The organism is Bacteroides sp. 224 (assembly GCF_010500995.1).
Lineage (GTDB): Bacteria > Bacteroidota > Bacteroidia > Bacteroidales > Bacteroidaceae > Bacteroides.
Window position 1 is genome coordinate 21503 of record NZ_QVMK01000021.1, and the last position, 24604, is coordinate 46106.

A 24604-nucleotide genomic window follows, 5' to 3' on the forward strand; every position below is an offset into this window, starting at 1 on the left:
TCGTGTTTTAATGGTTAGTGACTATGTCCTTCGGGCATTACTGAAGAAGTTGCTGCCAGTTTCACCTGATATACTCCTTTGGTAACTACTTTGGCTCCGCGTTGAAGACCTGAAAGGATCTGCACTCTTTCGCCGTTATTCTGTCCGAGGGTTACTTCCTGTTTCTTATATTCTTCGTCGCCTATTTGCAGATACACGAAGTTAAGTCCCTGTTCTTCGGTAATAGCAGAAACGGGAACGGATATTACATTATCCTGTAAGGTCGAAAGCAGATATACTTCGGTATATGCTCCGGGAATAATATCGCCCACGTTATCAAACTCGAATGTAACAGGAATATAGAAAGATTGGTCAGTGGATGCTTTACCGAAAGATAAAAGCCGGCCGTTAAGTTCGGAAAGTTTATATACCTGATTGTCATAGGCAGGCTTAAAGTTAGCACTACTGATGCTTTTAAGTATCTTGAAATTGTTCTCTGATACTTCGGCTCGTAGCTGCAAACGCCTATTCTGCGATACAGTTGCAATGGGCTGACCTACTGAAACGTATTCCCCCTGTGCAACAAGCCTGTTCTTAATATATCCGGCAATGGGAGCTGTAACGCTTACCCCGGTGGCTGTCATATTGCCTGCCTGTGCCTGATATACTGTTTTCGCTGTTTCATAACGCAAACGAGCCTGTTCAAAGTCCTTAGCGGAAATAATCTGGTCTTTTACCAATGATTCGGCACGTTGGAACTCTTTCTGTGCAGTTTCGTATTCAATCCGCGCTTTTACGGACGGATCGCCTTCCAACAGTTTCTTTGCTGAAATAGTTACAATGGATTGTCCGGCTTGTACGGCTGTACCGTCTGTTATGGACGGATTGGTGAAAGATACAATACCGTTGGAAGTAGCTGCAATAACAGCTTCATCACCCTGCGAGGCTTGTATCTGTCCACTGGTTTTAATGGAATTGTAGAAACTACCAAGAGCAACGGTTTCTGTCTTCAATCCAACAAGTTGCGCTTGCTGTTTGGTGAAAAGTATTTCATCCGAATGGCTGTCTTCCATTGCTTCTGCTCCGTGGTCATGTCCGTCGCCCTCGGAGTGCTTATGATCTTTCTCGTTAGCGTGGTCATGCCCATCGCCGTCAGTATGTTTATGTTCTTTATCGTTTGAATGGTCATGTCCATCACCTTCGGAGTGTTCATGCTCTTTCTCATTAGAATGGTCATGTCCATCACCATCAACATGCTCATGTTTATCACTTGATTTTTGATTGTTTTTTCCCTGACCGGAATTGCATCCGGTTAATAATATTGCGATAACAACGAATAATCCTATTATGTACGTTTTCATTTTATTTTTTAATTATTGGGGGAAGTAAAGCATATCCTGATATTTGCTTTGCTTCTCGTGAGAAATATTGATTTTTATGGGTTGATATGTATATACCAATACCCTATGCCTTGAACATATCCAAATGCACAAAGCAGCATGACTTACAGCCTGTAAGTCAAAACATCAGGAAATTATGGAAGGAGGGGCGCGTAAACCGTGAAATTGGTTTGCTTCTGCGGATTTATAGAATGAAATAAATTCTCCGTACTCAAAGTCGGAGGTTGATTCTCCCGAATCGTAGATTAAGAAATCCGCAGCTAAAAAGAATATCGGGAATAAATGTGTAAGATCATGGTTTTGACAAGAAGAAACCTTGCACTTAGTTTCATTTGTCGTTTTGGGTGAAGTATATTTAGATTCAGCAATACAAGATTGTTCATGGTCACTGTCATTAGGTAACTCACGATGGTCTGTATGTTCATCGTTTACCTGATTATCCTGTTCGCATATCTCCATAACAATACACACCAATCCCTCATGATGATGATGTGGTACTATTGCAAGTATCAGTAATACTAAACTTGACAATGCAACAAACGATATGGAAATAATTCGTTTCACTAAATCTTTTTTTACCTGTGCAAAGATAAAATAAAAAGTCATGCAACTAAGTTGCAATCTTATCACATTTTCCGCAATAGCCTTTAATTACGAAATTAACGCTCTCCAATTCCATATTTCCCGGTAGTTCTATTTGAGGAACAGGCACGTTTTCCAAACAAAATGCCTTTTTACAGTAGTTACAGTAAAAGTGTAAATGATAATCACCTTCACTACAACCGCAATCCTCCTGACAAACCGAATATTTAACCGAACCTGATCCGTCGTCAAATTTATGAATCAGCCCATTATCATTAAAGAGGTGAATTATACGAGAAATAGTCGATTTATCAATGCTCAATAATTTTTTCTCTAAGTCCCCTAAACTGAATGCTTCGGTGAACTTTAGCATTGTATCCCATACTAAAATCCGTGTAGATGTGGGCTTTATGCCTTTTCCTTCTAATAATTTTATGATAAAATCGTCCACGTATTTCAAAGATTATTTATGTTATTTATTCTATAACAAAAAGGATGTGTCAAATGATGCTGATTTTAAAATCACTGCACATCCTTTTTGCATATAATATCTTAATTATGATGGTTGCCCTTATTATGAGAGCCATCGGCACTTCCATTGTGATTGTGGCTCTTATCAGTACAGGTATTCACATCATGATTTTGTTCCCCATTGTGATTATGACTTGCATCAGTGCAAGTGTTCACATCATGGTTTTGTTCTCCATTGTGATTATGGCTTGTATCTGTACAAGTATTCACATCATGGTTTTGTCCGTTATTGTGATTATGGTTTGCATCAGTACAAGTATTCACATCGTGGTTTTGTGTGTTGTTATGATTGTGGCTTACATCCATGCAGGTATTGGAATCATGGTTATTTCCTCCATGTCCTGTGCCTGTGCCATTGTGATGGGTACCGTCATGTTTAATTCCTGAATGTTGGGAATTTGTACAAACCTGATGTGTTCCGTCTGCAAGTATATCGCAGTTTTCGTGATTTCCGGCAGCACACTGATTCAGCACGCTGCTTTTGTAGATATCGCCATTTGAAAAACCGAGTGTAGATGCACGAAGCTCCAAACTTTGATCTATATCTCCAAAGTTGCTATCATCATCCTGGCTACAAGAAACGAATGTGATAACCGATGCGAGAACCGCTAATGAATAAAATACTCTTTTCATATTCCTTTATTGTTAAAATGTTATATGTTAATATACCGCATAAGAGTAATTATACCCTACCAAAAAATAAAATAATTTTTAACTTGAACGGAGAAAGACACTTCTCATAATTTTACCACAAGATTATCTCCTATTTTTGTAGAGGGCTTTTTCTCAATATACTCCCGTAATGAAAAATCTTTTCTCAATGCTCTATCAGAAATAAAAAGTATTGAACCGCCATAAATATCGGACATAATATCATCCTTTTCAGCTATGATAACACTCTCTCCTAAATATACTTTCATATTCTCTGGACGGCGGATTCCATAAACAATGTATTGTTTTGAATTTTCTGATAACTCAATCCCACTCTTACACATATTTTCATAACCGACATAGCTGTTCAGAAAAGGCATTTCAAAGGATACAATAAATATCACGGTTAAAATCCCTATTGATATGCTGTTAATCGAACGAATTATATTCTTTCGGAAAATCAGAAAATATAAAGAAAGGAATCCAAATAGAGCAAGTGAAATTAATCCCCATATTATGGAAGTGTGAATTTCATTCAACCAAGAAAATGTAATATCATTTTTACTCAATAAAAACAACGGCAAAGCCATTATTGCTATGAGAGATAACGCTATCATAAAATATACAATCCATTTCTTATTCTTTAATCTCATCAATATAATAACTGACAGATAAGCCACAAAAGGAAATACAGGCAACATATAAATTTCAATCTTTGCACTTACAATAGATAAGACAAGAAATGACGTTAAAACAACAGTCAAAAACAATTTATCTATATCTGTTTTTATCAGCTTATTTTTAATCCCTAACAGGATAAGGGCAAAGAATAAAATTGACCAAGGAGCGAAGGAATACCAAAATACCTGAAAATAATAATAGAACGGCTCCTTATGATGGAATGAGCTAACAGCACGGTTGAATGTCTGATTAAAGAGTAAATCGTTCAAATAACTATTTCCCGCTTCAACCCACACTAAGCTGAACCAAACAGAACAAAGCAATAAGAGTATTCCCCAAGTTCTAAACCCTAAATATTTTCCACTATCCTTAATTTTCCCTTTTATAGTTAGAAATGTCAGTATAGAGACTACCGGAATAATTATTCCGATTGGCCCTTTACTGAATATTGCGAGGAAAATACAAAGAGGAAGCAAATACTTATCATATTTTCTCTCTCTGCCTGAATACATTCTATAAAAAACATATAATGCCAATGTTATAAACATAGACATTAACATATCCATTCTTAGAATAATGGCTCCACCCATAAATAGAGCGCTTGTGAACAATAATAGTTTTGCACTGGATTGATATTCGTTTGGAAGTTCAGCTCGTGTCCACCTGTCCATCGTAAACTGAATGACAAAAGCGGGTAGTAATGAGAATAGCGACAAGAACCATATTTGATGACTTCCGAATATCTTTTTTCCGAGCATTATAATCCAGAAATATAAAGGCGGTTTATCGGCATATATTTCACCATGATTATAAAATGAGAAAAAATTCCCTGTTTTTAAGGCATCATCAACTATATTCAAATATCTAAGTTCGTTTGCAGGCGTATAATCCCGGAGTAGGATTAATGGGAACATTAATGCAAAAACAAGAATATAGTAGATGTGGTCAATCGTAAATAATCGTTTTAATGTCATAGTTAATAATTAAGGATTAACACCTATTGATTTTCCATTGAGTTAAACCACTCAATAAATGATTTTATTCCTTCCGGTAATACTGTTTTGGGCTTATAATGAATGTATCTGGTCAATTTGCTTATATCAGCATAGGTTTCCTTTACATCACCGGATTGAAAAGGGTACATTTCCAAATGAGCGTCTTTTTGCATTTCATATTCAATCGCTTCTATAAACTGGAGTAAATTAACTGGCTTTGAATTGCCGATATTAAAAATCTGATAGAAAGCGGAATCTGAATTTTTATCCGGAGTTTTATCCAAGAGTAAGACGATGCTTTTTATAACATCATCTATATAGGTGAAATCTCTAAGCATATCCCCATTATTAAAAACCTTGATTGTTCTGCCCTCCCGAATAGATCTTGCGAAAATCATCGGAGCCATATCAGGTCTTCCCCATGCTCCATATACAGTAAAAAGTCTTATTCCTGTGGAGGGCAAATTGAACAAATGACTATAAGAATGAGCCATCAGTTCATTACTTTTTTTTGTTGCAGCATAAAAACTGGCAGGATTATCAACTGTGGCAGATTCCTTAAAAGGAATTTTATTGTTCAATCCATAAACCGAAGAACTGGAAGCATATATAAGATGCTTGATATTATTATGCCTGCAACACTCTAAGATATTTACAAAGCCAAGAATGTTAGAGTTGATATAAGCATGGGGATTTTCTAAAGAATACCGAACCCCCGCTTGTGCTGCCAGATTGATAACATAATCAAATTGATACTTCTTAAAAAGAACACCTAATTGTATAAAGTCCGTAAGATCAATCTTTCCAAAATCATAATTGCAATAAAATGAACTATGGACTACTTCATTTTCTGTTATATCCTCTTTTCCTATTCCACATTCAGACAACCTGCCATATTTTAGGTTTACATCGTAATAGTCATTTATATTATCTATTCCCACAACGAAATTCTCTTTATTTTCAACCAATGCTTTTACCAAGTGAAATCCGATAAATCCTGCACTGCCTGTAACTAATATTTTCATTTAATCTCTTTTTTAGATTCATCCTCATTACAGTTTTTTATAATCAACCACACATTTCTGGAATATGTGATAAAACCAAAACTTTGACCAATAAGCAATACCGGATCTTCTCTGAATATTGCGTATGCAATAGTTATCAGAGAACCTATTATACTCAACAGCCAAAAGTTTAAGGGAAGGACAGATTCACCTCTCAATCTTGAATGCCACCATTGATAAACAAAGCGGAAAGTGAAAATTATCTGACCTGCGGAACCAAATAGAAGTAACCATAACGATATATTTGAAAATAACCTGTCAATGCTTACTTCATTGTTATATAGCACATAGCAAAGTGCGGCAGCAGGTATTAAGAGAATTACTGTTCTTATAGCTAAATGGATTTTTTTCCAGTTGTTTTTACTATTCAAATTCCATATATAGATATAATAGGAGAATAGTTGTCCGAGAATTATTACAAAATCTCCCCTTAGCCACCCATATATAGAAAATAATATAGAAGCTAATAAACTTAACTGCCAATAGATAGTCGGAGATACAACTTTTTTAGCCTTTTCCGATAAAATCCACTGAATAAGCATTCTGGCAGAAAATAACCCCTGTGCTAAAAAACCTAAAACAAAATACCAAATGTCGTTATTCACTTTTTGCTATGGCTTAATTAATACCTTCTTTTTCAATAGTATAGTTTATGTACCGTTTCTTCATCCATCGGAAAGCAAAGCAATCCATAAAAGGACTAACCAACCTGTTCCATAAATGAAATTTTGATTGACCTGCGGTACGTTCAAAATGCCTAACAGGAACCTGCTTTACCCTGCCATGTTGTAACTGAAGGAGAGCAGGTAGGAAACGGTGCATCCCCGTAAACATCGGAATGCGTTTAGCGTATTCGGTATGAATAATTTTTAGTGGACACCCCGTATCTTCTATGCCGTCATTAGTCATCATGCGGCGAAAACTATTGGCTATTTTCGACGATAGTTTTTTTCCTAAACTATCTTTGCGTCCTGTACGGATACCCATTACCATTTCATATTCATTTCTATATGGCAATAAAAGTTCAAAATCTTTAGGCGCTGTTTGTAAATCAGCATCTATATATCCGACAAATGACGACTGGGCTATATCTATCCCTGCTTTTATAGCTGCGCTTAATCCGCAATTTCGAGCAAAACTTATATAAAAAAGATGACGGTTTCGCTGACACACTTCCTGTATCAATGTTTTGCTTTGGTCTTTCGATCCATCATCAACGAATAGTATGCAGGTTTTTACTGATGAAGAACATACATATTCAGATAGTTCCTTTTCAAGTTTGTTTATATTTTCTTCTTCATTATAAACAGGAACTATTATGGTTAAATCATAATCTTTTGTAGAGTTCATATCATTTATATTTTAAAATTGCATTGAAAGCGATAAACCACCCTGCTGACCTGTGTAATAGGGGTAAAAAGCAAGATTTCGTTTGTTCTTTTTCTCCTGACCACCTTTAAATATTTTCTTTTCAACAGTAGGATAGAGCCAATAGGCAAGTTTTGTACTTAATATGCCAAGCCCGGCACCGAATGCGACGTCGCCTACCCAGTGCTTATTATTGTATATGCGGAATGCTCCGGTTCCCGCAGCGATAGTATATCCCGCTATTCCATACCAGATTGAAACATCTTTATATTCTTGCCAAAGAAATTCAGCACCCATAAAAGCGATTGCCGTATGCCCTGACGGAAAAGAATTTTTTGCGGATTTATCTGGTCTTTCAACTCGTGCCGTATATTTTAAACCATTCACTGAAGCCGCCGTGAACAGGCTTGCCATTCCTAAAATAATCGTCCTGTCTTTGAAATTGTGTTTGCCTTTTATCCCGACTAAGTTTAAAGCATATACACTCGCCGCAGGTACATATTGCGTTATATCATCAATCTGAAACTTTTCAGGTTTGTGTGTTATTACTTCATGCCCTATGGCATAGTTTAATAGGCGATTTTTGGGCGCTAATGTTGCTTCTATTGTTCCGTACAACATCAGGGATGCAGGTATTATTAATTGTTTATATGAGAATTTATAGTCATTTACCTGAATACTATCGCTTTCAGAAAGCGTGTTATTATTTGTTTGGGTATAAGCATTTGGGAGTGAAACCGAAAGTAATAACACAATGGTACACAATGCTTTTGTCAATTTTAAAAACATCTTATTTATATTATTTTTTTGGGATTGTTCGGAAAATTAGATATAGCGGTGGCTTAGTATCTACCGGAAGATAGATTACAAGCACAAAGGATAAAGACTATAATTTAGTCTTTCTGTTATGAAAAGGTGAAAGGAGGTGCCCGCAAACCATGAAATTGATTTGCTGCTGCGGATTTATAGCTTAGTATATACTCACCGTAATCAGATTCGATAAATGAACTATCTAAACTATAATTAAATAAATTTCCAACAAGGAAAAAGATAGGAAATAAAACAGTATCATTTTGATTATCTGATACTTTTAGTTTTGTTTCATCAACAGATGTAGGAATGATGAATTTTGATTTAGCAATACAGGTTTCATCGTGATTTTGCTCACTATCCGTATCGCTGTGATGTGTATGTTCATCGTTTATTGCATTATCCAACTCACACAACTCGATAACAATGCAGGCTTTCCCACCATGATGATGATGTGGAATAACTGCAAAAACCAAAAATAGTATGGTTGAGAGTACAATAGCGGATATGGAACATTTATTTTTCAAACTTAATATCTTAACTGTGGTTAGATAATTTTATTATAGGCAATGTGTTTTAAAAAAGGGATTCAATAAAGAAATTGTTTCCCCTTTATTGAATCCCATCGTACATAAAGGTTATTAATGGTGTTTACCATCATGCGAACCGTGTGAATGACCATCTTTGTCATGTGTTCCATGATCGGTTCCATTGTGATGGGTGCCGTCATGGTTTTTCCCTGAATGGTCGGAATATGCGCAGGCTTCGTGAGTGCCATCGTTATAAATATCACAATTTTCATGATTTCCCGCTGAACATTGCTCTGCTACACTTGCTTGGTAAGCTGCAACATCATCAAATCCTAAAGCCGCAGCTCTGGCTTCAATATCTTGTTTTGCTGATGTCCCAAAATCTTCATGGTCGTCATTACTGCAAGCAACGAATGTTACTGCAAATAAAACTACTGCCAACGAATAAAATAACTTTTTCATTTGATCTACTAATTTACGAATTTGTACTTTGTTTTTTTCTGAAGCGCTTTCGTAATAGTAACCGCATAAAGCAGGGTTTACCCTACCATAAATCAAAAAATAATTTCAAGAAATACCGTTGGAGTAAATGGAGTTGCTTTTGTGAAGATATTTGTTGCAGTATTTTGACCGGAAATCTGATAGTTGTATTTTATATTCTTAGTACCAAACACATTCAATAGCGATACGCCTGCTTGCAGCCTTACTTTCTTTATTTGTGCCCTGTATGTAGCACCTATATCAAAGCGGCTGTATGGCTCATCGGAATAATCCGTATGTTCGTGTTCGGAGCCATGCTGTCCTTCCTCATTGCCTTGTCCATGTCCGTGCCCTCCAGTGGAAATATAAGAAAAGCCTGTACCATAAACATAACTCAACGAAAAATAGAAAGGATCGAATGCCCCGATACCTCCGACTTTTATTTCATGCGAAAGTTCGTTTTGCGGTTTACTAAGGCGGTTGATGGAATACGAGCCATATAAAGTATGATTTCTGATTAGCTTTTTGGCAAACAAGTCTGCTCCTAAAATCGTATTATCTATTTTATAGACTGTATTATCCAAAAAATACTGACTGTTTTTTGTAGTCTTATAATATCCTTCCATACTGACCAAGAAGCCGTTTTTACTGTATGCAATACCTGCGGTAGTGTGCATTGCCTTTGTAAAGGTACTGTCTGCCATAGTCCATACGGTTTGAAATCCCGATTCATCATATTGGTATGCGGTACGGGTAAGAAACTGATTGTATAGTCCCCACGAAGCAGTTGCAGTTAGTTCTTCCGATATTTTATATGTGCCGGATAAACGGGGCTGTACATAGACTTTTTTATTCAATGGCATATCCACCCGTACACCTGCACTTAAAGTCAAATTATCCAATAATATATTATCTGTAATATAGACTGTCGGCTTATCCAGTTCTCCGCATAGCTCGTTCAGACTTACCCTGTATTGTTGCCACTCCCCGCCAACTTGTACTTTGTTACGGCTTCCGATATTAAAGTCATGGTTAAGTCTTACCGAAAACTCCTGTACCTCATTATCCAGATGACTAACATCGTCTGTTGTCGGCTTTTTATCTCCCAGTATTGTGAGATTATCCAACAAAGAGGTAAGCCGTGAGAATGTAGCCACAACTTTTGTAGTTGAGCCGTTTTCCCATACCCGTTTATAAGAAGCCGCCCCACCATATTGCCTGTTCTTTTCAGAAGCATTGACATCATACTCGTTTGGTTGATTTACCGAGTATTTAAAGCGGTCATTAGCTCCATACAGGCTGATGTAATAGGAATCATCCTTAAATGCTTTTCCTGATAGCTTTAAATTGGCATCATTGAAATGGTAATCAGGCTTTATATATATGCTTGAATAAATCGTTTGTGGATTATTTTCACTATTGGATAAATCCACATTCTCATTGTTATACAGGTTATAGAAAGTCTGCCTGTAAGCAGCAGAGATATTCAATTTCTTTGTCAAGGGTACCGAAGCAAAAAGGTTCATTGTATAATTGCTGACAGTTGCTTTTACAGACGGAGCATTAAAATTACCGTCTATACCTGTTATCTCCGTAATGGCACCGATACGTCCGCCCTGATTGGAGCCGTACCCGCCTTTCAAGATGCGTATGTCTTTTACCATATAGGGATTGACCGAACCTATATGGTCGTTATAGTTCTTTATACCGAATAGCGTATATCCGTCGTATGTTATCTTGCTTTCACCCATATTACTGCCCCACACAATCAGGTCTTCCGATGGCTCGCCCGATGCTCTTACTCCGGGCATCATCCGCATAAGGTTAAATACGGAATTATCATTGCTTCCGGGAATATATTTTGAAATTTGATGATTGATGCGGATTTCGCCGGGACTATTGCCGGATTGGATAAGCATTGTGGCGGGAGCAGGACTGACGATTACTTCATCCATAGTAAAAACAGCAGATTGTAGCCGGATTTCGTTTAGTCCGGGAGAAAGAATAGTATCTTGTGCCTGATAGCCCAAATACTGCACTTGTACACGCTGATTTCCTTTTTTCTCGGTTTTGAAAGAAAAATAACCTGCTTCATCAGTTGAAACGGTCTTTTCGGGAGTAGTGATATAAGCGTAAGGTAAACCTTCTTCGCTATCTGCATCCCTTATTGTCCCTGAAAACGTATAGTACCGCTTAACTTCAACAACAGGCGGTTGCTCTATCTTTTCAGTATAGGAAGCGATAACATAAACTCCGTTTATATTTTCGTGGCGAAACGGTTTATCTTTCAGCAAAAAATCAAGTGCGCTTTGAGGATTATTAAATTTTCGATTGACCGTTACCTTATATTGGGAAAGGGCATTATCATCAAAAGAAATTTCTACGGGTAATCCCCGCAGAACATCGTTAAGGGGCTTGTCATTAACGACCAAATGCAGCTCTTGTGAAAAAGCTGCAATTGTGCCTGTAAGGGTTATTATAAGTATAACTATAAATTTCTTCAATTACTTTATCTTAAATTCTATTCCGAACGGTTTACCTACTATTTTAAGCACATCATTCGGATCTTTAGCTTTCGTAAAATTACCTGAATATGAATAATTCAGATTTGAATTAGGCAATACTTCAATATCATACTGTCTTTCAATCTCCTGAATTACATCTTGCAAAGGTACGCTAACAAAAACAAATTTACCATGTTTCCAATTAATAGATTCTTTCGCATCTTCGACATCATTAGTGGTAAGTTTGCCATTACTTAATAATGCCTGCATATTCGGGGTAAGTATTACTGATTCCGATTTATCCGAAACATTCACCTTTCCGGTAAGACAGGTTACCTTAAAATTTTCGGCACGGGAAAACACATTAAAACTTGTTCCCAGTACACTTACAGTGTATTGCCCGGAACGTACATCAAATGTGCTTCCTTTTTCAACTTCAAAATATGCTTCGCCTTTCAGTTCTACATCACGGGAAATAAACCACCAGAGAGGTTTATAGCCGATTTTACTTTCGGCATTCAAATCTACTTTAGAGCCGTCGGGTAAAACCACCGCCAGATGTGTACCTCTTTCAGCAACTTCATTTTTTGTATAGAAAAATGCTATGGAGGGTAGAATTATAGCTATTGCAGCAATAGATGCAGCCGCATAAAACCACAATGATCTTTTTCGGGGAGCCATTTCAATAACTTTGGGAGTTTCTTCCAATCCTTCAAAGACACTATCCCAAATATCTTCTTTGCTTTTACTCCATTTAGGGGTTATTTTAATATCATCCGTTTTCATATCTTCTTTAATTATAATAGTTCTGTCCTAAGAAATTGCAAAGCAGCGCTCATCCGTTTTTCGACAGCTTTTACGCTTATATCCAAACATTGGGCTATTTCACTATACTTTAGTTCATCATTCCGGCTCATCAGGAAAACAACCCTTTGTAATTCCGGCATCTTTTCTAATGCTTTAGCATAAGTAGATGCCAATTCTTCAAAGTTTAATTCATCTTCGGGCGACAAGGGACTATCAATCTGAATACTCATACTCACCTCATAATCTAAACGGGTAGAACTTTTTCGATAATTGCTTATAACCATATCGTTTGCTATCTTATAAAGCAATGGTTTTAAATTAAGGTTATCCAGTTGTTCCCGTTTCTCCCAAATCTTCATAAAGACATCCTGTGCCATATCCGATGCTGCATCCCTATCGCCACAGCGATAGAAGATAAAACTTCGAATCGTATCAAAATACTTATCGAATAATTGTTTGAACTCTGCTTTGCTTATCATCCAGTTGGACATTTTACTATTATACCGCATGAAGATATAAATACCCTACATGAAATTATAAAGATTTTTGGTAATCAACTTTCAACACACCCGAATCATATACTTTTGTCTTTATTATTTCCCACTTAGATTCCTTGTTTTGTTCAGGAAATAAAGATATGCCTTTGCCCAAAATTATGGGGAAGTAGCAAATTTGCATTTCGTCAATCAAATCTGCGGCGAGCAACATTGAAATTAATTCTCCGCCTCCAACTAACCAAATATCTTTACCTTCCTGATTGCGAAGTTCAGAAATCGTTTCAATAATATTCTCCGTGATAAAACGTACATTCTCCTTTGTATCCCATTCATGGTGGGATACAACATAAGCCATCTGTTCCGAATATGGCCAAATTACATCCATGTTCATAATTTCACGGTAAGTACGACCGCCCATAATAACCGTATCAACCGAAGCTGATAGATTTTTGCAACCGTAATCTGTCTTTTCACGATTTGGGCATCCGGTAAGCCATTCCAATCCGCCGCCTGGCTCTGCAATCCGTTGGTCAAGTGATGCAGCGATGTAAAGGATAATTTTTTTCATGCTACTGAATTTAATTGTTTATACCATTGCTCGCTGTATCTCAAAAAAGAAGCGTGGAACTCACACTGCTCCGATACGAGGTACTGGTATACCTTTGAAAGAAACAGGCAAGCCCACGCCATACTCTCGTATAGCATGAACATTGCGCTATCTGTCCCTTTCAGTTGAAAATTACCAGTTTTCGTATCGAGACGTTCAGCGAACGTTATGTTATATATAAACGGAATTAATCCGCTAAAATTCTATTTATCTGGTGCAAAGATACCAAATTAGTTTAAGGTATTAAAGTCTTTCCAGTTGAGATTGTTGGTGCAAGGTGCAAGTATCTATATATAGATAAACTTGCACCTTGCACTACGTCTAAAAGATTATTTTTCAAAACCTTTGGTGATTTCAAAAATTGTAGTAACTTTGAACCCAAGTTTTATGCAGACAAATTGGCGTCAATAGCAGCCAGAACTGCCAAGAAAATAAGGCAGAAAAGGATATTGCTCCAATTCGTACCACATAAACAAAAAAAGATTTTTAATCACTGAATATATGCGTTTTGCGGTCGCGGGTTCGAGTCCCGTCCGGACCGCCAAATAACGATGCAAAATCGAGAAAAGTTCTGGAATCTAATGATTTCGGGACTTTTTTTGTTATATCTCAGCCAACTTCCAATCCATTCAGAATGAATTTATCGACAAAAAAGTGTCACAAGTGTCACACGCCGTTCTAACAGATTGATTTACAGGAGTTAATAGTGGGTGATACTTTTCTAAAAAGCATCACCGAAGCGTCACAAGTGTCACCAATTAAAAATTCCTATTCGTAAAAATATAAAAAAAACAATTATCTCTTTTTTAATTAAGCATAACAACTTCTCTAAAGCAGTTCAAAACTACTTCCCACACCCGGATATAGCCAGTTTCTCCACCCGGATGTAGAGCCCTCCTCCATCCGGGTGGAGAAGTCATCCACACCCGGGTGGAGAAAAAGCTCTGTAAATACCTTTCAAAACTGAATCCACTTCTTCCGACACACATTCCTTTCTTTCTCTGCGCCGAAAACATTCTTCGCATAGTTTACCCCAAAGTAACATAAGAAAGTTAAGACTGAGAAATAGATTAAAACAAAGATTTCAGAATCAATCCGCAAGTATTTACTATCTTTACAAGCGATAAAAGGCTATTTGATCAATAGAGTATTATTTTACATTTCGGGCATATTTAATAATTTACTGTATTGATATAGAAAATTTAAGCTGTAGGAGTACCTGCTTTAGTAAACATACTAAAAGCATCTTTAAAGAAGTAAAACCCTATAATTCAGACAATATACTAAAATAAATAAAAACATATATCATGAAACCCTCAACAATCAACCTCGTATATTTCAGCGCAACATACACAACAAAGAAAGTTGTTAAATTAATAGCTGAGCAGTCAAACTCTCCCATAACCGAATATGACATTACCCAGCAATCACCGGAAAGCAATATTTCTTTCAATCCAAATGATCTGTTAATTGTAGGAATGCCTGTATACGCCGGTCGTATCCCGGTCGAAGCTGCCAAAGCACTCCAGAAATTCAAGGGCAACCACACACCTGCGATTATTGTATGTGTTTACGGAAACCGCGATTATGACGACGCACTTCTTGAACTCAAAGACATTGTAACCAACAACGGCTTCAAAACTATCTCTGCCGGGGCTTTTATTGCCCAACATTCCATTTTCCCCGAAGTGGGTTGCAATCGCCCGGATGAAAAAGACAACACGTTTATCAAACATTTTGCCGATCAAAGTTTTGAATTACTTGATAGTATTATAGATATCAGTATATTGTCGGATATAAAAGTCAAAGGCAACATTCCTTACAAACAACCCGGAAGCATACCATTGAAACCAAAAGGAAACAGTAAATGCAATCAATGCGGTAGTTGTGTAAAGCTATGTCCTACGCAAGCCATACCTAAAGAAAATCCTCGAAAAACCAACAAAGATCTCTGTATATCTTGCGGACGCTGTATTGTAGTATGCCCACAAAACGCCCGCCGTTTTGGAGGATTACTGTATAAAGTAGCCGGCAAGAAATTTGTAAGTGCTAACTCAGCCCGAAAAGAACCGGAAGTTACATTCAGTCTCCCCCCTACAAGCATAAACGAATAGGGAAAATGCAATTATTAAGCAAAAAAGTTTCTAAACTTCTTGCAAGATCAAAAAAAAGCGCTACCTTTGCATCCGCAATCGGGAGAGATTGCTAAAGACAATTTTTGGTTCGGTAGTTCAGTTGGTTAGAATACCTGCCTGTCACGCAGGGGGTCGCGGGTTCGAGTCCCGTCCGGACCGCCAATAGATTTAGAAAATCAAAGAAAAGTTCTGATATCCAATAGAATGCAGGACTTTTTCTTTTTACCTACCTAGCAAAAAAAATCCCATTAAAACACAATCAAAAAAGACTAATTCGTGGGACTTTATAATTCTCACAAAAAGTCCCACTTTTTGGATTCTTATTCGTTGTATTTCAGGATTTTACATAGCTCATAAATGAACTCTTAATAGTAATTTTGTAACCACGAAAGGAGTTTATCATGGGATTAAAGAAAAGTACCTTTAATGTGAACTTTCTACTTAGAAAGCACAAGATGTTAAAAAAAACGGAGAAGCACCCATTTATATGCGTATTACAGTTAATTGTAGAACTGTCGATATTTCCATTAAAAGGAGTGTAGCCGTTGAGTATTGGAATCAGACAAGAAAATGCTGTACTTCTACTGGCAAGGTTGGCAAAGAATTGAATCGCTATATAGATACGATGAAAGCAAAAGTTCTCCAAATCCATAGGGAGTTGGAGATAGACGGAGTTCGTATTACTGCGGATCCTATCAGAGATAAATTGTACGGTCGGGATGAATCACAAAAAAAAAGATTTCTCTGCTTCTACGGTTGAAAAATTTGAGACTTCCTTGAATACGCTGAAAACATTTATCAAACATAGTACAAAGAAAGACGATATTCTACCGAAAAAGGTTTCCCATGTATTTATTCAAGATTTTGAATTCTTCCTGAAAGCCGAACGGAATATGCAACACAATTCAGCATTGAAGCATCTGAAAAACTTAAAAGAAAATTGTTCGCATACCCTTGCCAACGAATGGGTAAAGAAAGACCCGTTTGTTGGAATTCAGTTCAAACATGATAAAATAGATGTGGATTTTCTAAGCCAAGAAGAACTAGACCGAATTAAGAATAAGGAATTCTCTATCAAACACCTGGAAGTTGTGCGGGATATATTTTTATTTTGCACATACGGGTATCTCCATTTTCAAAAACATGAGTATATTTGCGTCTTTCTTCTTTTGCTAATGCCATTTCATTATTTCCATATCTATAGCCAGCCAACGATAATCTACCCAAAAATCACTGACAGCGTCATTCATTCTACCACCAATGTAGCTATGGGAAAGGCTTTCTTGGCTATCAAACGCATTGTAGGTGATAAATCAAGGGTTATTTGTTATTTCTTTTACTTTCAGGCGCAATGAACGAGGCAATTTTTCTAATGCATCAATTAAGACAAAATAGAAGTTAATAGAGGTTTTTAGGCAAAAATATGGGCGGTTCGCAAGTATTTAGTATTTTTGTCCATGGAAAATTCAGTTCTTCACAACATCACTTTATCAACACCTAAAGATAGTGCTAATTTGACAACTAGCATGAGTCTTCCATTGTGGCTTGACAAGCATATATTTGAAGTACTTGGCGCAAAAAACTGTCAATCAAATACCAATATGACTGTCATTGATTGGGATAAATCTGATGTCCTCAATTATCTTGGAACATATTTTCCACGTAGCTATGTCGAATCATACTGCATTTTCAAGCAATATTTTGAAAATTTCGAGATAAACTATACATCTAAAGAAGAGTTGTCTATTTTTGATTTTGGTTGTGGTACAGGAGGCGAAATAATAGGTTTAATATCAGCTATTACTGAGCGATTTGCGAATGTGAAAACAATTAATATTGTAGCACTTGATGGGAATAAGCATTCTTTAAGACTTTATGAGGATGTATTAGAAAGATTCAGATCCCAGTCAAAAATACAAATCAACAATAGAATTGCACCAATAGAAATTGATGATTTTTATGATTTAAGTATTATAGAAAGTGTAATTACTATTCAATTCGACATAATTATTACCTTTAAAGCTATATGTGAGTTTGTGACCAAGCAACGCTTTGAGCAAGATAATCCTTACAAACACATAGCTAATACTTTTTTGCCTAAATTATTAGATAAAGGGATAATGCTTTTGGTTGATGTAACAACGTATAATGAAGTTTCACAAGAATGGCTACCCAAAATGATTGACAAAGGATTGAGTGATGTAGATTGTGAAATAATTGGTAGAAACACTGGATATAACCAAACTTTCTCGATTTCACACTCGAAAAAGCAAAATGATATAAGTAAAATAGCTTGGCGTATAATAGAAAAAAAATATATAAAATAATATGGCAAAAAAAGACTGGATGATAATAGAATCTGAATTGGATGAAGATCAGATTCGAGTTTTAATGGCTACACTTGATAAGTCATGTGTGGTTTCCGGTTGTGCCGGAAGTGGGAAATCAGTACTTGCATTAATTAAAGCTCAACGTATTCAAAAAGAAAAAGGAGATAATTATAGAATAATTGTTTTCACTAAGGCATTGTGTCGTTACATGAATACAGGGAAAGAGACGCTCGGCTTGAAAAATGATTTTTTTTATCATAAAGAATGGAGATGGAAGAGATACTTGAAGCAATATGCTAATCGTCAGTCTTATATGGTGTATGAGAGAGATGAAAATGGGAATATGATTCCTTATAGACCATCTGCTGATTATATCATTGTGGATGAAATACAAGATTTCAGTCAAGAAGAAATTGAAGAATTTCTTTCGGCAACAAATAAAAACTTTTTCTTTTTTGGTGATACAGCACAATCAATATATGAAGGATTAAAGAAAACTCTTCCAGTAGAGGAAGTAGTAAATTTATCACCATCAAACAAGCGACCCAAAACATTTGAACTTTATCGGAATTACAGATTGCCAATATCCGTCGCTCGTGTCGTACAATATATTGGCGTAAATCTTGATGGATATGACGAAAGTACATATAAGAGTACAGAAACTGCTATTCCTAAATTTATCCAATATAGAACTCTGGAAGAACAAGTGCAATCAATGGTTGATATAATTAGAAAAAGGGATTTATCGGATGTTGGGATTTTAGTACCACATAAAAGAATTATTAAACAACTAAGTGATTTGCTAAATAAGTTTGGTCTGAATCATGAAATGAAGTATGAAGATGAAGAAAATTTTAGAAATAATGTTGACAATCTAAACTTCAATACGACAAATCCTAAAATAATGACATATCATAGCGCAAAGGGATTACAATTTGAATCAGTTTTTATACCTGCGATTTCCGAATTGACAGATGATGATGAACGTAAAATCTCTGAGCAGAAAGCTCTTTATGTTGCAATGACACGTACATATCGGCATCTATATATTATGTACAGCGGAGAACTACCTTATCCATTATGCGATGTGCCTGAGCATTTATATAATACATCAGAAATAGAAAAAATTGAGGATTTATAATATGAAGAAATTATATATACCAACAACAACTCTTAATTTCAATAATATATTGTCAAGTGAGAGCATTTCTCCAAAGTCTTTTTATGAAAAACGAGGTTTTGGATATAGTAGATGGTTTTCAATACCTGAGAATAATTTTGACAATATTATTTTATTATATGAATCATTATGTTCTTTTGATCGCCCCAAAAGTGATTATGAGGATCATCCACTTTTGATAGAAGTGTATTTACCCCAAGAAACAGCGTCAAGTTTAACTCAATTAGAAGAAAGAGTTTACTGCTGTGATCATACAGTATATTTAACCCCTTGGAATACACGATTCTTATTTTTTTCTAATGAAGACAAAAGAATAACATTGTCAATGTCTGATAGCAGTCTCGAAACAAAATTACTTAAATTATATTCAAAGCGTTTTTCTGTTGAAAACTCACAAAAAAAATATGATAAAATCAGCTTTTCAGATACTGTTAAAATAAACTTATCAGAAGTAGAAAAAGATATCCGAATCAATAAAATGAAGGGACTTTTGTACGGATACTACATTGGAGCGTTGTTGTCAACCTCTTCGGAATCAGTTAAGCAATTAAATGTATTACGTGAAATATTCAATATATTTGCAGCAATCTTGTCAAGTTTGGATAAAATACCAACTGATTATCAAGAAAATAAATTAGATTCGTTATTAAATGAGTTACGAAAAACCGATTCGTTTTACATAACATTGCTTAGTATTATTGACGATGTAAACAAAACAGATCAAGTTATTTCTGCAATCAAGTCGGAGTATGGTTTTCTAAAGAATGACCTTGATATAAGGCGTTTATTAAACGATCTGCGATTCAACAAAGAACAAACAGATGTAAAAAATGCTTCTATTATTTGGATTGAGAACAAGATATTCCAACAAGAAGAAAAAATCAGAAATGAATATCAACCATTATCAACAGAAAAGAGCGAAATAGTTATTGTTAATAATAAGTTGTCATTTGTTTCCGATTCTATTATTAAAGATAAAACAGAAAATGAGCTATTTAAACATTGGATAAACGATCTATTTTCGTCAAAAGACTATAATGGAAAGATAAGTTCATTCAAAGAAAGAATCTCAGATGATGCAACAACAGAGGCAAAAGAAGTATATCAAGAAAAATGGGTCGATAGTTATGCTAAAGAATTCTTAAACAAATTGCGCCGTCATGTAAGAGGTGATGAATTTGGGCTAACTTGGGATAATGGAGTTTTTTCTTCCATTGCAGCTGTCATCACAAATGGCGGGGAATGGGCTAAATTACTTACGTTTATGCAAAGCAAAGGAATGTATGACTATCGTCTTGCATTTGCCATGTTTGGTGTCCTAAACGGATTTGCTAATCTAACGCGAGACTTTACAGACATTATATATTCATGCGACAGCAACTATATAGCGGAAATTTACAAAGAATTTCATGGTCAACTATTTGGCAATAATCCTGTTATTGAATCTGTAAAGCAAAAAAATGATGAGATAATAAAAAAAGATAATGATAAAATTATATCTATAAAAACAATTGAAGATATTAATGACAGTGAGATTCTTTCTTTTATAAACTATTTAATTGTGAAATGTAAAAGTGCGGAAAGAGATAAACACGTATACGAAAAACTATTTAGAGAGCATGGAATGTCTTATGGGTTACTACAAGCGATCAAAGACAATAAAGTTCTAAATAAAGGTAAAGGAGTACGGAAAAATGTGATTAAATTTATTGAAAAAGAGATTAAATCTAAATCTAATAATATATTTGCCAGCCAACCGATTAAAAACAAATTTTATTTAGATGAATCTGTTTTTGACCGTATAGAGTACTTGCTTTCAAAAGAAAAAAAGGAGCGGAATAAAATTAAAACTGAAATAGATTGGATACAAAAAGTTCATAAAGATGGCGGATATCAAAAAAAATCAGGAGACTGGATAAAATTAAACGATCATTCAAATCAGGCAGTTATTAAGCATTTTGAGAATAACGCTAAAGATAGAATTGAACCAACTCTTTTAGTAAAGATAGTGGGAAAATTGAAAGAATTATACTTAAGAGATGAATAATAAAATCAAAATAACAACTGACAACGGAGATTTAGTTGAGGCACAAGCCCCAGTAATTGTTTCTGCTAGCAGAAGTACTGATATTCCCGCATTTTATGCTAAATGGTTTGTCAATCGTCTAAAAGTTGGTTATTGTGTTTGGTATAATCCTTTTAATCAACAGCCAATGTATATTTCATTCAAAAACACCAAAGCGGTTGTTTTTTGGACAAAAAACCCAAAACCGTTGATTCCATACTTAGATGAATTAGAAAAAAGAGGCATCAAATATTATTTTCAATACACACTCAATGACTATGAAAAAGAAAGGTTTGAGCCAAATGTGCCATCGTTAGATGAACGTATCAGTACATTCAAGAAACTCTCCGATCTTATCGGCAAAGAGAGGGTTATATGGCGATTCGACCCAATTATTTTGACTGATGAGATCACTCCAAGATCATTGTTGACTCGTATCTGGCACATAGGAAATGCTTTAAAAGGCTATACAAATAAACTTGTTTTTAGTTTTGTAGATATCAAGGCATATCGTAAGGTTCAAAACAACCTGATTAAAGAAACGAGCTCTTTCACAAAAAAAAGTTTAGATAGGGCTGAGCCAACTCAAGAACAAATAAATGAAATTATTGAAGGACTTGTAAAAATACGGGAGGCATGGGCAAAAGACGGATGGAAAATATCTATGGCTACCTGTGCGGAAGAAGCGAATTTGGGAAAATATGGAATCGAACATAACCGCTGCATAGATGGAGAACTGATGAAGCAAATATTTTCAGAAGACAGAGACTTAATATACTATCTTAATTATGGTAAACTACCTGAAAAAACGTTGTTTGGAGATGAAGTAAAACTTTCACTAAAACCCGTTAATATGAAAGATAAAGGACAAAGAAAAATTTGCGGATGCATGGTAAGCAAAGATATCGGCATGTATAACACCTGCTCTCATCATTGTGTTTACTGCTATGCTAATACATCAAGAAAAGTAGTTGATTCCAATAGAGATATTCACGACGAAGAAAGCGAAAGTTTAATTCAGAGGCAATGATACTGTTAGAAAAAAAACGTATAAAATTATTCTCCAATCTCCTCTCTGATAAAATTTTCCAAAACCTTCTTATCCGGCAATTGGACTAAGTATTTAGAAACAAACAGTTGATTATCCATTCCCGAAGTGGCATATTTCGCCAATGCTTCGCCTTTGCTTCCACAAAGAATAAGTCCGATAGGTGGATTATCGCTGTCCGACATTTCATTTTCTTTGTAATAATTCAAATAGACATTCATTTGCCCAACATCAGCATGGTCGAACTTACCAATTTTCAAATCAATCAGGATATGGCTTTTTAGAATGCGATGATAGAAAACCAAGTCGATGCGGTAATGGGTGTTGTCGAATGTGATTCGTTTCTGGCGAGCTTCGAAACAAAATCCGGTACCAAGTTCTATTAGAAATTTCTGTAAATGGTCTAAAATAGCTTGTTCCAACTCTGATTCGCTATATTCTGACCGTTCTTCCAATCCAAGAAACTCCAAAAAGTAAGGATCACGGATTACATCTATACTTTGAGCCGGTTTCTGATTCTTAAATTTACTAATGATAGCTTCTTTGTTTTTAGACAAGCCAGTTCGGACATATAAAGCTGTATTGATGGCGCGCTCCAGTTCACGTACGCTCCAGTTGTTCTTTATTGTTTCTACTTCATAGAACAGGCGTTCAAGCGGATCGTCAAATCGAATCAATTCAATAAAATGAGAGTAGGACAATCTTGACAGGAGCATTTCTGGCGACAATTCGAGGTTCTCAGCCAATTCGACAGACGCTGTCTGTTGAATCTCTATACTGCTGTTTGAAAGCAATTTGATGTCTTGATTTTGAAATATAACAGACAGTGTCTGTTGAATCTTAGGATACGTTTTATAAAAGGTTCTGCAAGTTCTCAATGCCATAGGAGAAAATCCTTTAAGACCTTTTCCTTTTATAGATTTAGATATTGCTTCAATTAGCTTGTCGCCATACTTTGCCCTATCTTCCCCATATTGCTCGTATTCTACAATATAATATCCAACAAGCCAATTGCGTATGGTTAGGTTTTGGTTGATAGCTCTCTTTACATTTTCTTGTAATGCGCTATGTGTTTGATAAACATTATCAATTAGTTGGTCGAAATTTTGATGTTTTACTATCATTGGAGATTTGAATTATGGTGTAAAGGTAATGAATTCCTGTGAATTACGCTTGTTTACTTAGGCTGTTTCTCAACGCTTTCAATCTGTTCGAAGCTTGCACATTGTCAACTTTGATATACCTGCCAGGCTTTTATGTCCGGAGAGACACATAAGTTCCTCAGCTGGAAAACCGGAGAGACACATATTGGTACAGAACGATCGCCTACAAGTATGTGAGAAGATCAGTTCGTACTTTTTATAAACATCAACAACTCTGGTGTTCCCTTTCTTTCGGACTATCTCAACTTTTTGATTTAATTTTGTTTTCTCCCCTAGCTCTTTTACTCTTTCATTGAATTTGTAAGAAGAAACTTTGGACAAAGCATAATCATTTTTCTTCAAAATAGTAGGAACATAATCTATCATCGGAGAATAACTACGAATATATTTGGGGAAGTAGACCTAAAACGAATCGAAAGAAATTCAAGCCCAAATACTAAAGTTGTCGCTTCAAAACGGACAAAGCACTGTTATTCAAAGAACAGAATCTCAGCGTATAATTGTTTCTCTTTCTCAAAAGAGGGCATATAAAGATTTACAGAATCGTTTGCGAGGGCTCCGAAAATNNNNGATAGTAAGTGGAAAACTGACCAAGTCTAATATCAACAATCGGGGATACAATAAATACTTGCGAATGGAAGGTGAGGTCAAGATAGAACTCGATTATGATAAATTCAATGAGGACGCCAGGTGGGATGGTATAAAAACCTTTGTGACCAATAGTAAACTCAAACCGAATGAGATTATAAACAATTACTGGCAACTGTAGTTTATTGAAAGAGCTTTCCGCATGAACAAGACGGATTTGATTTAAGAATACGCCCCATATATCATAGACTCAGACACAGGATTGAAGCACATATTTGCATATCCTTTACAGCATATACTATCATGTTGGAATTGGAGCGTATATTGAAAGCTAATGAATCCACAATAACACTAGCAAAGCTGCAGAGTTGACTAAAAGGATGTATCAAATAAATGTAATGTTGCCCTCTTCTGGAAAGACTAGGCAGCACCCACTAACAATGGACGAGCAGCAGAGAGAATTATACTTAATGGTACTCAAAAAAACGTAGAGTGTCCCATTGAAAAAAAGAGACTGTAATTTAAACTGTGTCAGTAAAGAATAAATTATTAACTTTACTAACACAGTTTTTTTTATGAAAGAAGAATTTGATTTTGAAAGCATTAAGA

General features: G+C 35.7%; 24 protein-coding genes and 1 tRNA gene. 9 read left to right on the forward strand and 16 right to left on the reverse strand.

Going from position 1 to position 24604, the window contains the following annotated elements; translation table 11 throughout:
- Positions 1-14 precede the first annotated feature (14 nt).
- The 15 genes from D0T60_RS11065 to D0T60_RS11135 form a co-directional block, all read right to left on the reverse strand.
- Entirely contained in the window at positions 15-1340 is a 1326-nt protein-coding gene (locus D0T60_RS11065; RefSeq protein WP_129733346.1) for an efflux RND transporter periplasmic adaptor subunit, read from the reverse strand.
- Positions 1341-1505: 165 nt separating this feature from the next.
- Entirely contained in the window at positions 1506-1943 is a 438-nt protein-coding gene (locus D0T60_RS11070; protein WP_129733347.1) for a DUF6769 family protein, read from the reverse strand.
- A gap of 46 nt (positions 1944-1989) precedes the next feature.
- The gene (locus D0T60_RS11075) at positions 1990-2412 is read right to left on the reverse strand and encodes a Fur family transcriptional regulator (RefSeq protein ID WP_129733348.1); all 423 of its coding nucleotides are present in this window, start codon (positions 2410-2412) and stop codon (positions 1990-1992) included.
- Between the two features lie 101 nt (positions 2413-2513).
- Complete coding sequence (locus D0T60_RS11080; protein WP_129733349.1) at positions 2514-3125, reverse strand: hypothetical protein; 612 nt, start codon at positions 3123-3125, stop codon at positions 2514-2516.
- A 104-nt stretch (positions 3126-3229) separates the two neighbouring features.
- The gene (locus D0T60_RS11085; protein ID WP_129733350.1) at positions 3230-4798 is read right to left on the reverse strand and encodes a glycosyltransferase family 39 protein; all 1569 of its coding nucleotides are present in this window, start codon (positions 4796-4798) and stop codon (positions 3230-3232) included.
- Positions 4799-4821: 23 nt separating this feature from the next.
- Positions 4822-5844, reverse strand: a complete 1023-nt coding sequence (locus D0T60_RS11090) for an NAD-dependent epimerase/dehydratase family protein (RefSeq protein WP_129733351.1) — start codon at positions 5842-5844, stop codon at positions 4822-4824.
- Positions 5841-6425, reverse strand: a complete 585-nt coding sequence (locus D0T60_RS11095; protein ID WP_203558323.1) for a lipid-A-disaccharide synthase N-terminal domain-containing protein — start codon at positions 6423-6425, stop codon at positions 5841-5843. The genes D0T60_RS11090 and D0T60_RS11095 overlap by 4 nt, the downstream gene beginning before the upstream one ends.
- Before the next feature lie 76 nt (positions 6426-6501).
- On the reverse strand, positions 6502-7233 hold the full coding sequence (locus D0T60_RS11100) for a glycosyltransferase family 2 protein (protein ID WP_129733353.1): 732 nt from the start codon (positions 7231-7233) through the stop codon (positions 6502-6504).
- 12 nt (positions 7234-7245) lie between these two features.
- Entirely contained in the window at positions 7246-8028 is a 783-nt protein-coding gene (locus D0T60_RS11105) for a phosphatase PAP2 family protein (protein WP_239059545.1), read from the reverse strand.
- Between the two features lie 128 nt (positions 8029-8156).
- The gene (locus D0T60_RS11110) at positions 8157-8588 is read right to left on the reverse strand and encodes a DUF6769 family protein (protein WP_129733355.1); all 432 of its coding nucleotides are present in this window, start codon (positions 8586-8588) and stop codon (positions 8157-8159) included.
- A gap of 114 nt (positions 8589-8702) precedes the next feature.
- Positions 8703-9053 carry a hypothetical protein gene (locus tag D0T60_RS11115; protein ID WP_129733356.1) on the reverse strand — a complete coding sequence of 117 codons (351 nt, stop codon included), beginning with the start codon at positions 9051-9053 and terminating at the stop codon, positions 8703-8705.
- 92 nt (positions 9054-9145) lie between these two features.
- Complete coding sequence (locus D0T60_RS11120) at positions 9146-11575, reverse strand: carboxypeptidase-like regulatory domain-containing protein (RefSeq protein WP_129733357.1); 2430 nt, start codon at positions 11573-11575, stop codon at positions 9146-9148.
- Entirely contained in the window at positions 11576-12361 is a 786-nt protein-coding gene (locus D0T60_RS11125) for a FecR family protein (RefSeq protein ID WP_129733358.1), read from the reverse strand.
- A gap of 11 nt (positions 12362-12372) precedes the next feature.
- On the reverse strand, positions 12373-12861 hold the full coding sequence (locus D0T60_RS11130; RefSeq protein WP_129733359.1) for an RNA polymerase sigma factor: 489 nt from the start codon (positions 12859-12861) through the stop codon (positions 12373-12375).
- 55 nt (positions 12862-12916) lie between these two features.
- Positions 12917-13447, reverse strand: a complete 531-nt coding sequence (locus tag D0T60_RS11135) for a dihydrofolate reductase family protein (protein WP_129733360.1) — start codon at positions 13445-13447, stop codon at positions 12917-12919.
- Between the two features lie 1346 nt (positions 13448-14793).
- On the opposite strand from D0T60_RS11135, the gene D0T60_RS11140 reads away from it, so the two are divergent.
- From D0T60_RS11140 to D0T60_RS11170, 8 genes are all read left to right on the forward strand, one after another.
- On the forward strand, positions 14794-15600 hold the full coding sequence (locus D0T60_RS11140; RefSeq protein WP_163218241.1) for a 4Fe-4S binding protein: 807 nt from the start codon (positions 14794-14796) through the stop codon (positions 15598-15600).
- 106 nt (positions 15601-15706) lie between these two features.
- A tRNA-Asp gene (locus D0T60_RS11145) sits at positions 15707-15783 on the forward strand.
- Between the two features lie 325 nt (positions 15784-16108).
- Positions 16109-16381, forward strand: coding sequence for an Arm DNA-binding domain-containing protein (locus tag D0T60_RS18805; protein ID WP_239059546.1), 273 nt, complete (start codon positions 16109-16111; stop codon positions 16379-16381).
- Positions 16341-16976 (forward strand): phage integrase SAM-like domain-containing protein, encoded by a 636-nt coding sequence (locus D0T60_RS18810; protein WP_239059547.1) that lies wholly within the window; start codon positions 16341-16343, stop codon positions 16974-16976. Before D0T60_RS18805 ends, D0T60_RS18810 begins: the two co-directional genes overlap by 41 nt.
- 102 nt (positions 16977-17078) lie before the next feature.
- Complete coding sequence (locus D0T60_RS11155; protein ID WP_163218242.1) at positions 17079-17948, forward strand: hypothetical protein; 870 nt, start codon at positions 17079-17081, stop codon at positions 17946-17948.
- A 1-nt stretch (position 17949) separates the two neighbouring features.
- On the forward strand, positions 17950-19092 hold the full coding sequence (locus D0T60_RS11160; protein WP_163218243.1) for a 3'-5' exonuclease: 1143 nt from the start codon (positions 17950-17952) through the stop codon (positions 19090-19092).
- 1 nt (position 19093) lies between these two features.
- Positions 19094-21178: a hypothetical protein gene (locus D0T60_RS11165; protein ID WP_163218244.1), complete on the forward strand. Its 2085-nt coding sequence runs from the start codon at positions 19094-19096 to the stop codon at positions 21176-21178.
- On the forward strand, positions 21171-22226 hold the full coding sequence (locus tag D0T60_RS11170) for a DUF1848 domain-containing protein (protein WP_163218245.1): 1056 nt from the start codon (positions 21171-21173) through the stop codon (positions 22224-22226). The genes D0T60_RS11165 and D0T60_RS11170 overlap by 8 nt, the downstream gene beginning before the upstream one ends.
- A gap of 26 nt (positions 22227-22252) precedes the next feature.
- Here D0T60_RS11170 and D0T60_RS11175 read toward each other — a convergent pair whose 3' ends face one another.
- Positions 22253-23368: a YhcG family protein gene (locus tag D0T60_RS11175; protein WP_163218246.1), complete on the reverse strand. Its 1116-nt coding sequence runs from the start codon at positions 23366-23368 to the stop codon at positions 22253-22255.
- A 673-nt stretch (positions 23369-24041) separates the two neighbouring features.
- On the opposite strand from D0T60_RS11175, the gene D0T60_RS18950 reads away from it, so the two are divergent.
- The gene (locus D0T60_RS18950) at positions 24042-24176 is read left to right on the forward strand and encodes a hypothetical protein (RefSeq protein ID WP_255491672.1); all 135 of its coding nucleotides are present in this window, start codon (positions 24042-24044) and stop codon (positions 24174-24176) included.
- The last annotated feature ends 428 nt before the right edge of the window (positions 24177-24604 follow it).

Excerpts from the sequence above, each read along its gene's own strand:
- D0T60_RS11065 (WP_129733346.1), bottom strand. The coding sequence starts at position 1,340 with ATGAAAACGTACATAATAGGATTATTCGTTGTTATCGCAATATTATTA.
- D0T60_RS11080 (WP_129733349.1), bottom strand. The coding sequence starts at position 3,125 with ATGAAAAGAGTATTTTATTCATTAGCGGTTCTCGCATCGGTTATCACA.
- D0T60_RS11085 (WP_129733350.1), bottom strand. The coding sequence starts at position 4,798 with ATGACATTAAAACGATTATTTACGATTGACCACATCTACTATATTCTT.
- D0T60_RS11090 (WP_129733351.1), bottom strand. The coding sequence starts at position 5,844 with ATGAAAATATTAGTTACAGGCAGTGCAGGATTTATCGGATTTCACTTG.
- D0T60_RS11095 (WP_203558323.1), bottom strand. The coding sequence starts at position 6,425 with ATGCTTATTCAGTGGATTTTATCGGAAAAGGCTAAAAAAGTTGTATCT.
- D0T60_RS11100 (WP_129733353.1), bottom strand. The coding sequence starts at position 7,233 with ATGAACTCTACAAAAGATTATGATTTAACCATAATAGTTCCTGTTTAT.
- D0T60_RS11115 (WP_129733356.1), bottom strand. The coding sequence starts at position 9,053 with ATGAAAAAGTTATTTTATTCGTTGGCAGTAGTTTTATTTGCAGTAACA.
- D0T60_RS11125 (WP_129733358.1), bottom strand. The coding sequence starts at position 12,361 with ATGAAAACGGATGATATTAAAATAACCCCTAAATGGAGTAAAAGCAAA.
- D0T60_RS11130 (WP_129733359.1), bottom strand. The coding sequence starts at position 12,861 with ATGATAAGCAAAGCAGAGTTCAAACAATTATTCGATAAGTATTTTGAT.
- D0T60_RS11135 (WP_129733360.1), bottom strand. The coding sequence starts at position 13,447 with ATGAAAAAAATTATCCTTTACATCGCTGCATCACTTGACCAACGGATT.
- D0T60_RS11140 (WP_163218241.1), top strand. The coding sequence starts at position 14,794 with ATGAAACCCTCAACAATCAACCTCGTATATTTCAGCGCAACATACACA.
- D0T60_RS18805 (WP_239059546.1), top strand. The coding sequence starts at position 16,109 with ATGCGTATTACAGTTAATTGTAGAACTGTCGATATTTCCATTAAAAGG.
- D0T60_RS18810 (WP_239059547.1), top strand. The coding sequence starts at position 16,341 with ATGAATCACAAAAAAAAAGATTTCTCTGCTTCTACGGTTGAAAAATTT.
- D0T60_RS11155 (WP_163218242.1), top strand. The coding sequence starts at position 17,079 with ATGGAAAATTCAGTTCTTCACAACATCACTTTATCAACACCTAAAGAT.
- D0T60_RS11160 (WP_163218243.1), top strand. The coding sequence starts at position 17,950 with ATGGCAAAAAAAGACTGGATGATAATAGAATCTGAATTGGATGAAGAT.
- D0T60_RS11165 (WP_163218244.1), top strand. The coding sequence starts at position 19,094 with ATGAAGAAATTATATATACCAACAACAACTCTTAATTTCAATAATATA.
- D0T60_RS11170 (WP_163218245.1), top strand. The coding sequence starts at position 21,171 with ATGAATAATAAAATCAAAATAACAACTGACAACGGAGATTTAGTTGAG.
- D0T60_RS11175 (WP_163218246.1), bottom strand. The coding sequence starts at position 23,368 with ATGATAGTAAAACATCAAAATTTCGACCAACTAATTGATAATGTTTAT.
- D0T60_RS18950 (WP_255491672.1), top strand. The coding sequence starts at position 24,042 with ATGGAAGGTGAGGTCAAGATAGAACTCGATTATGATAAATTCAATGAG.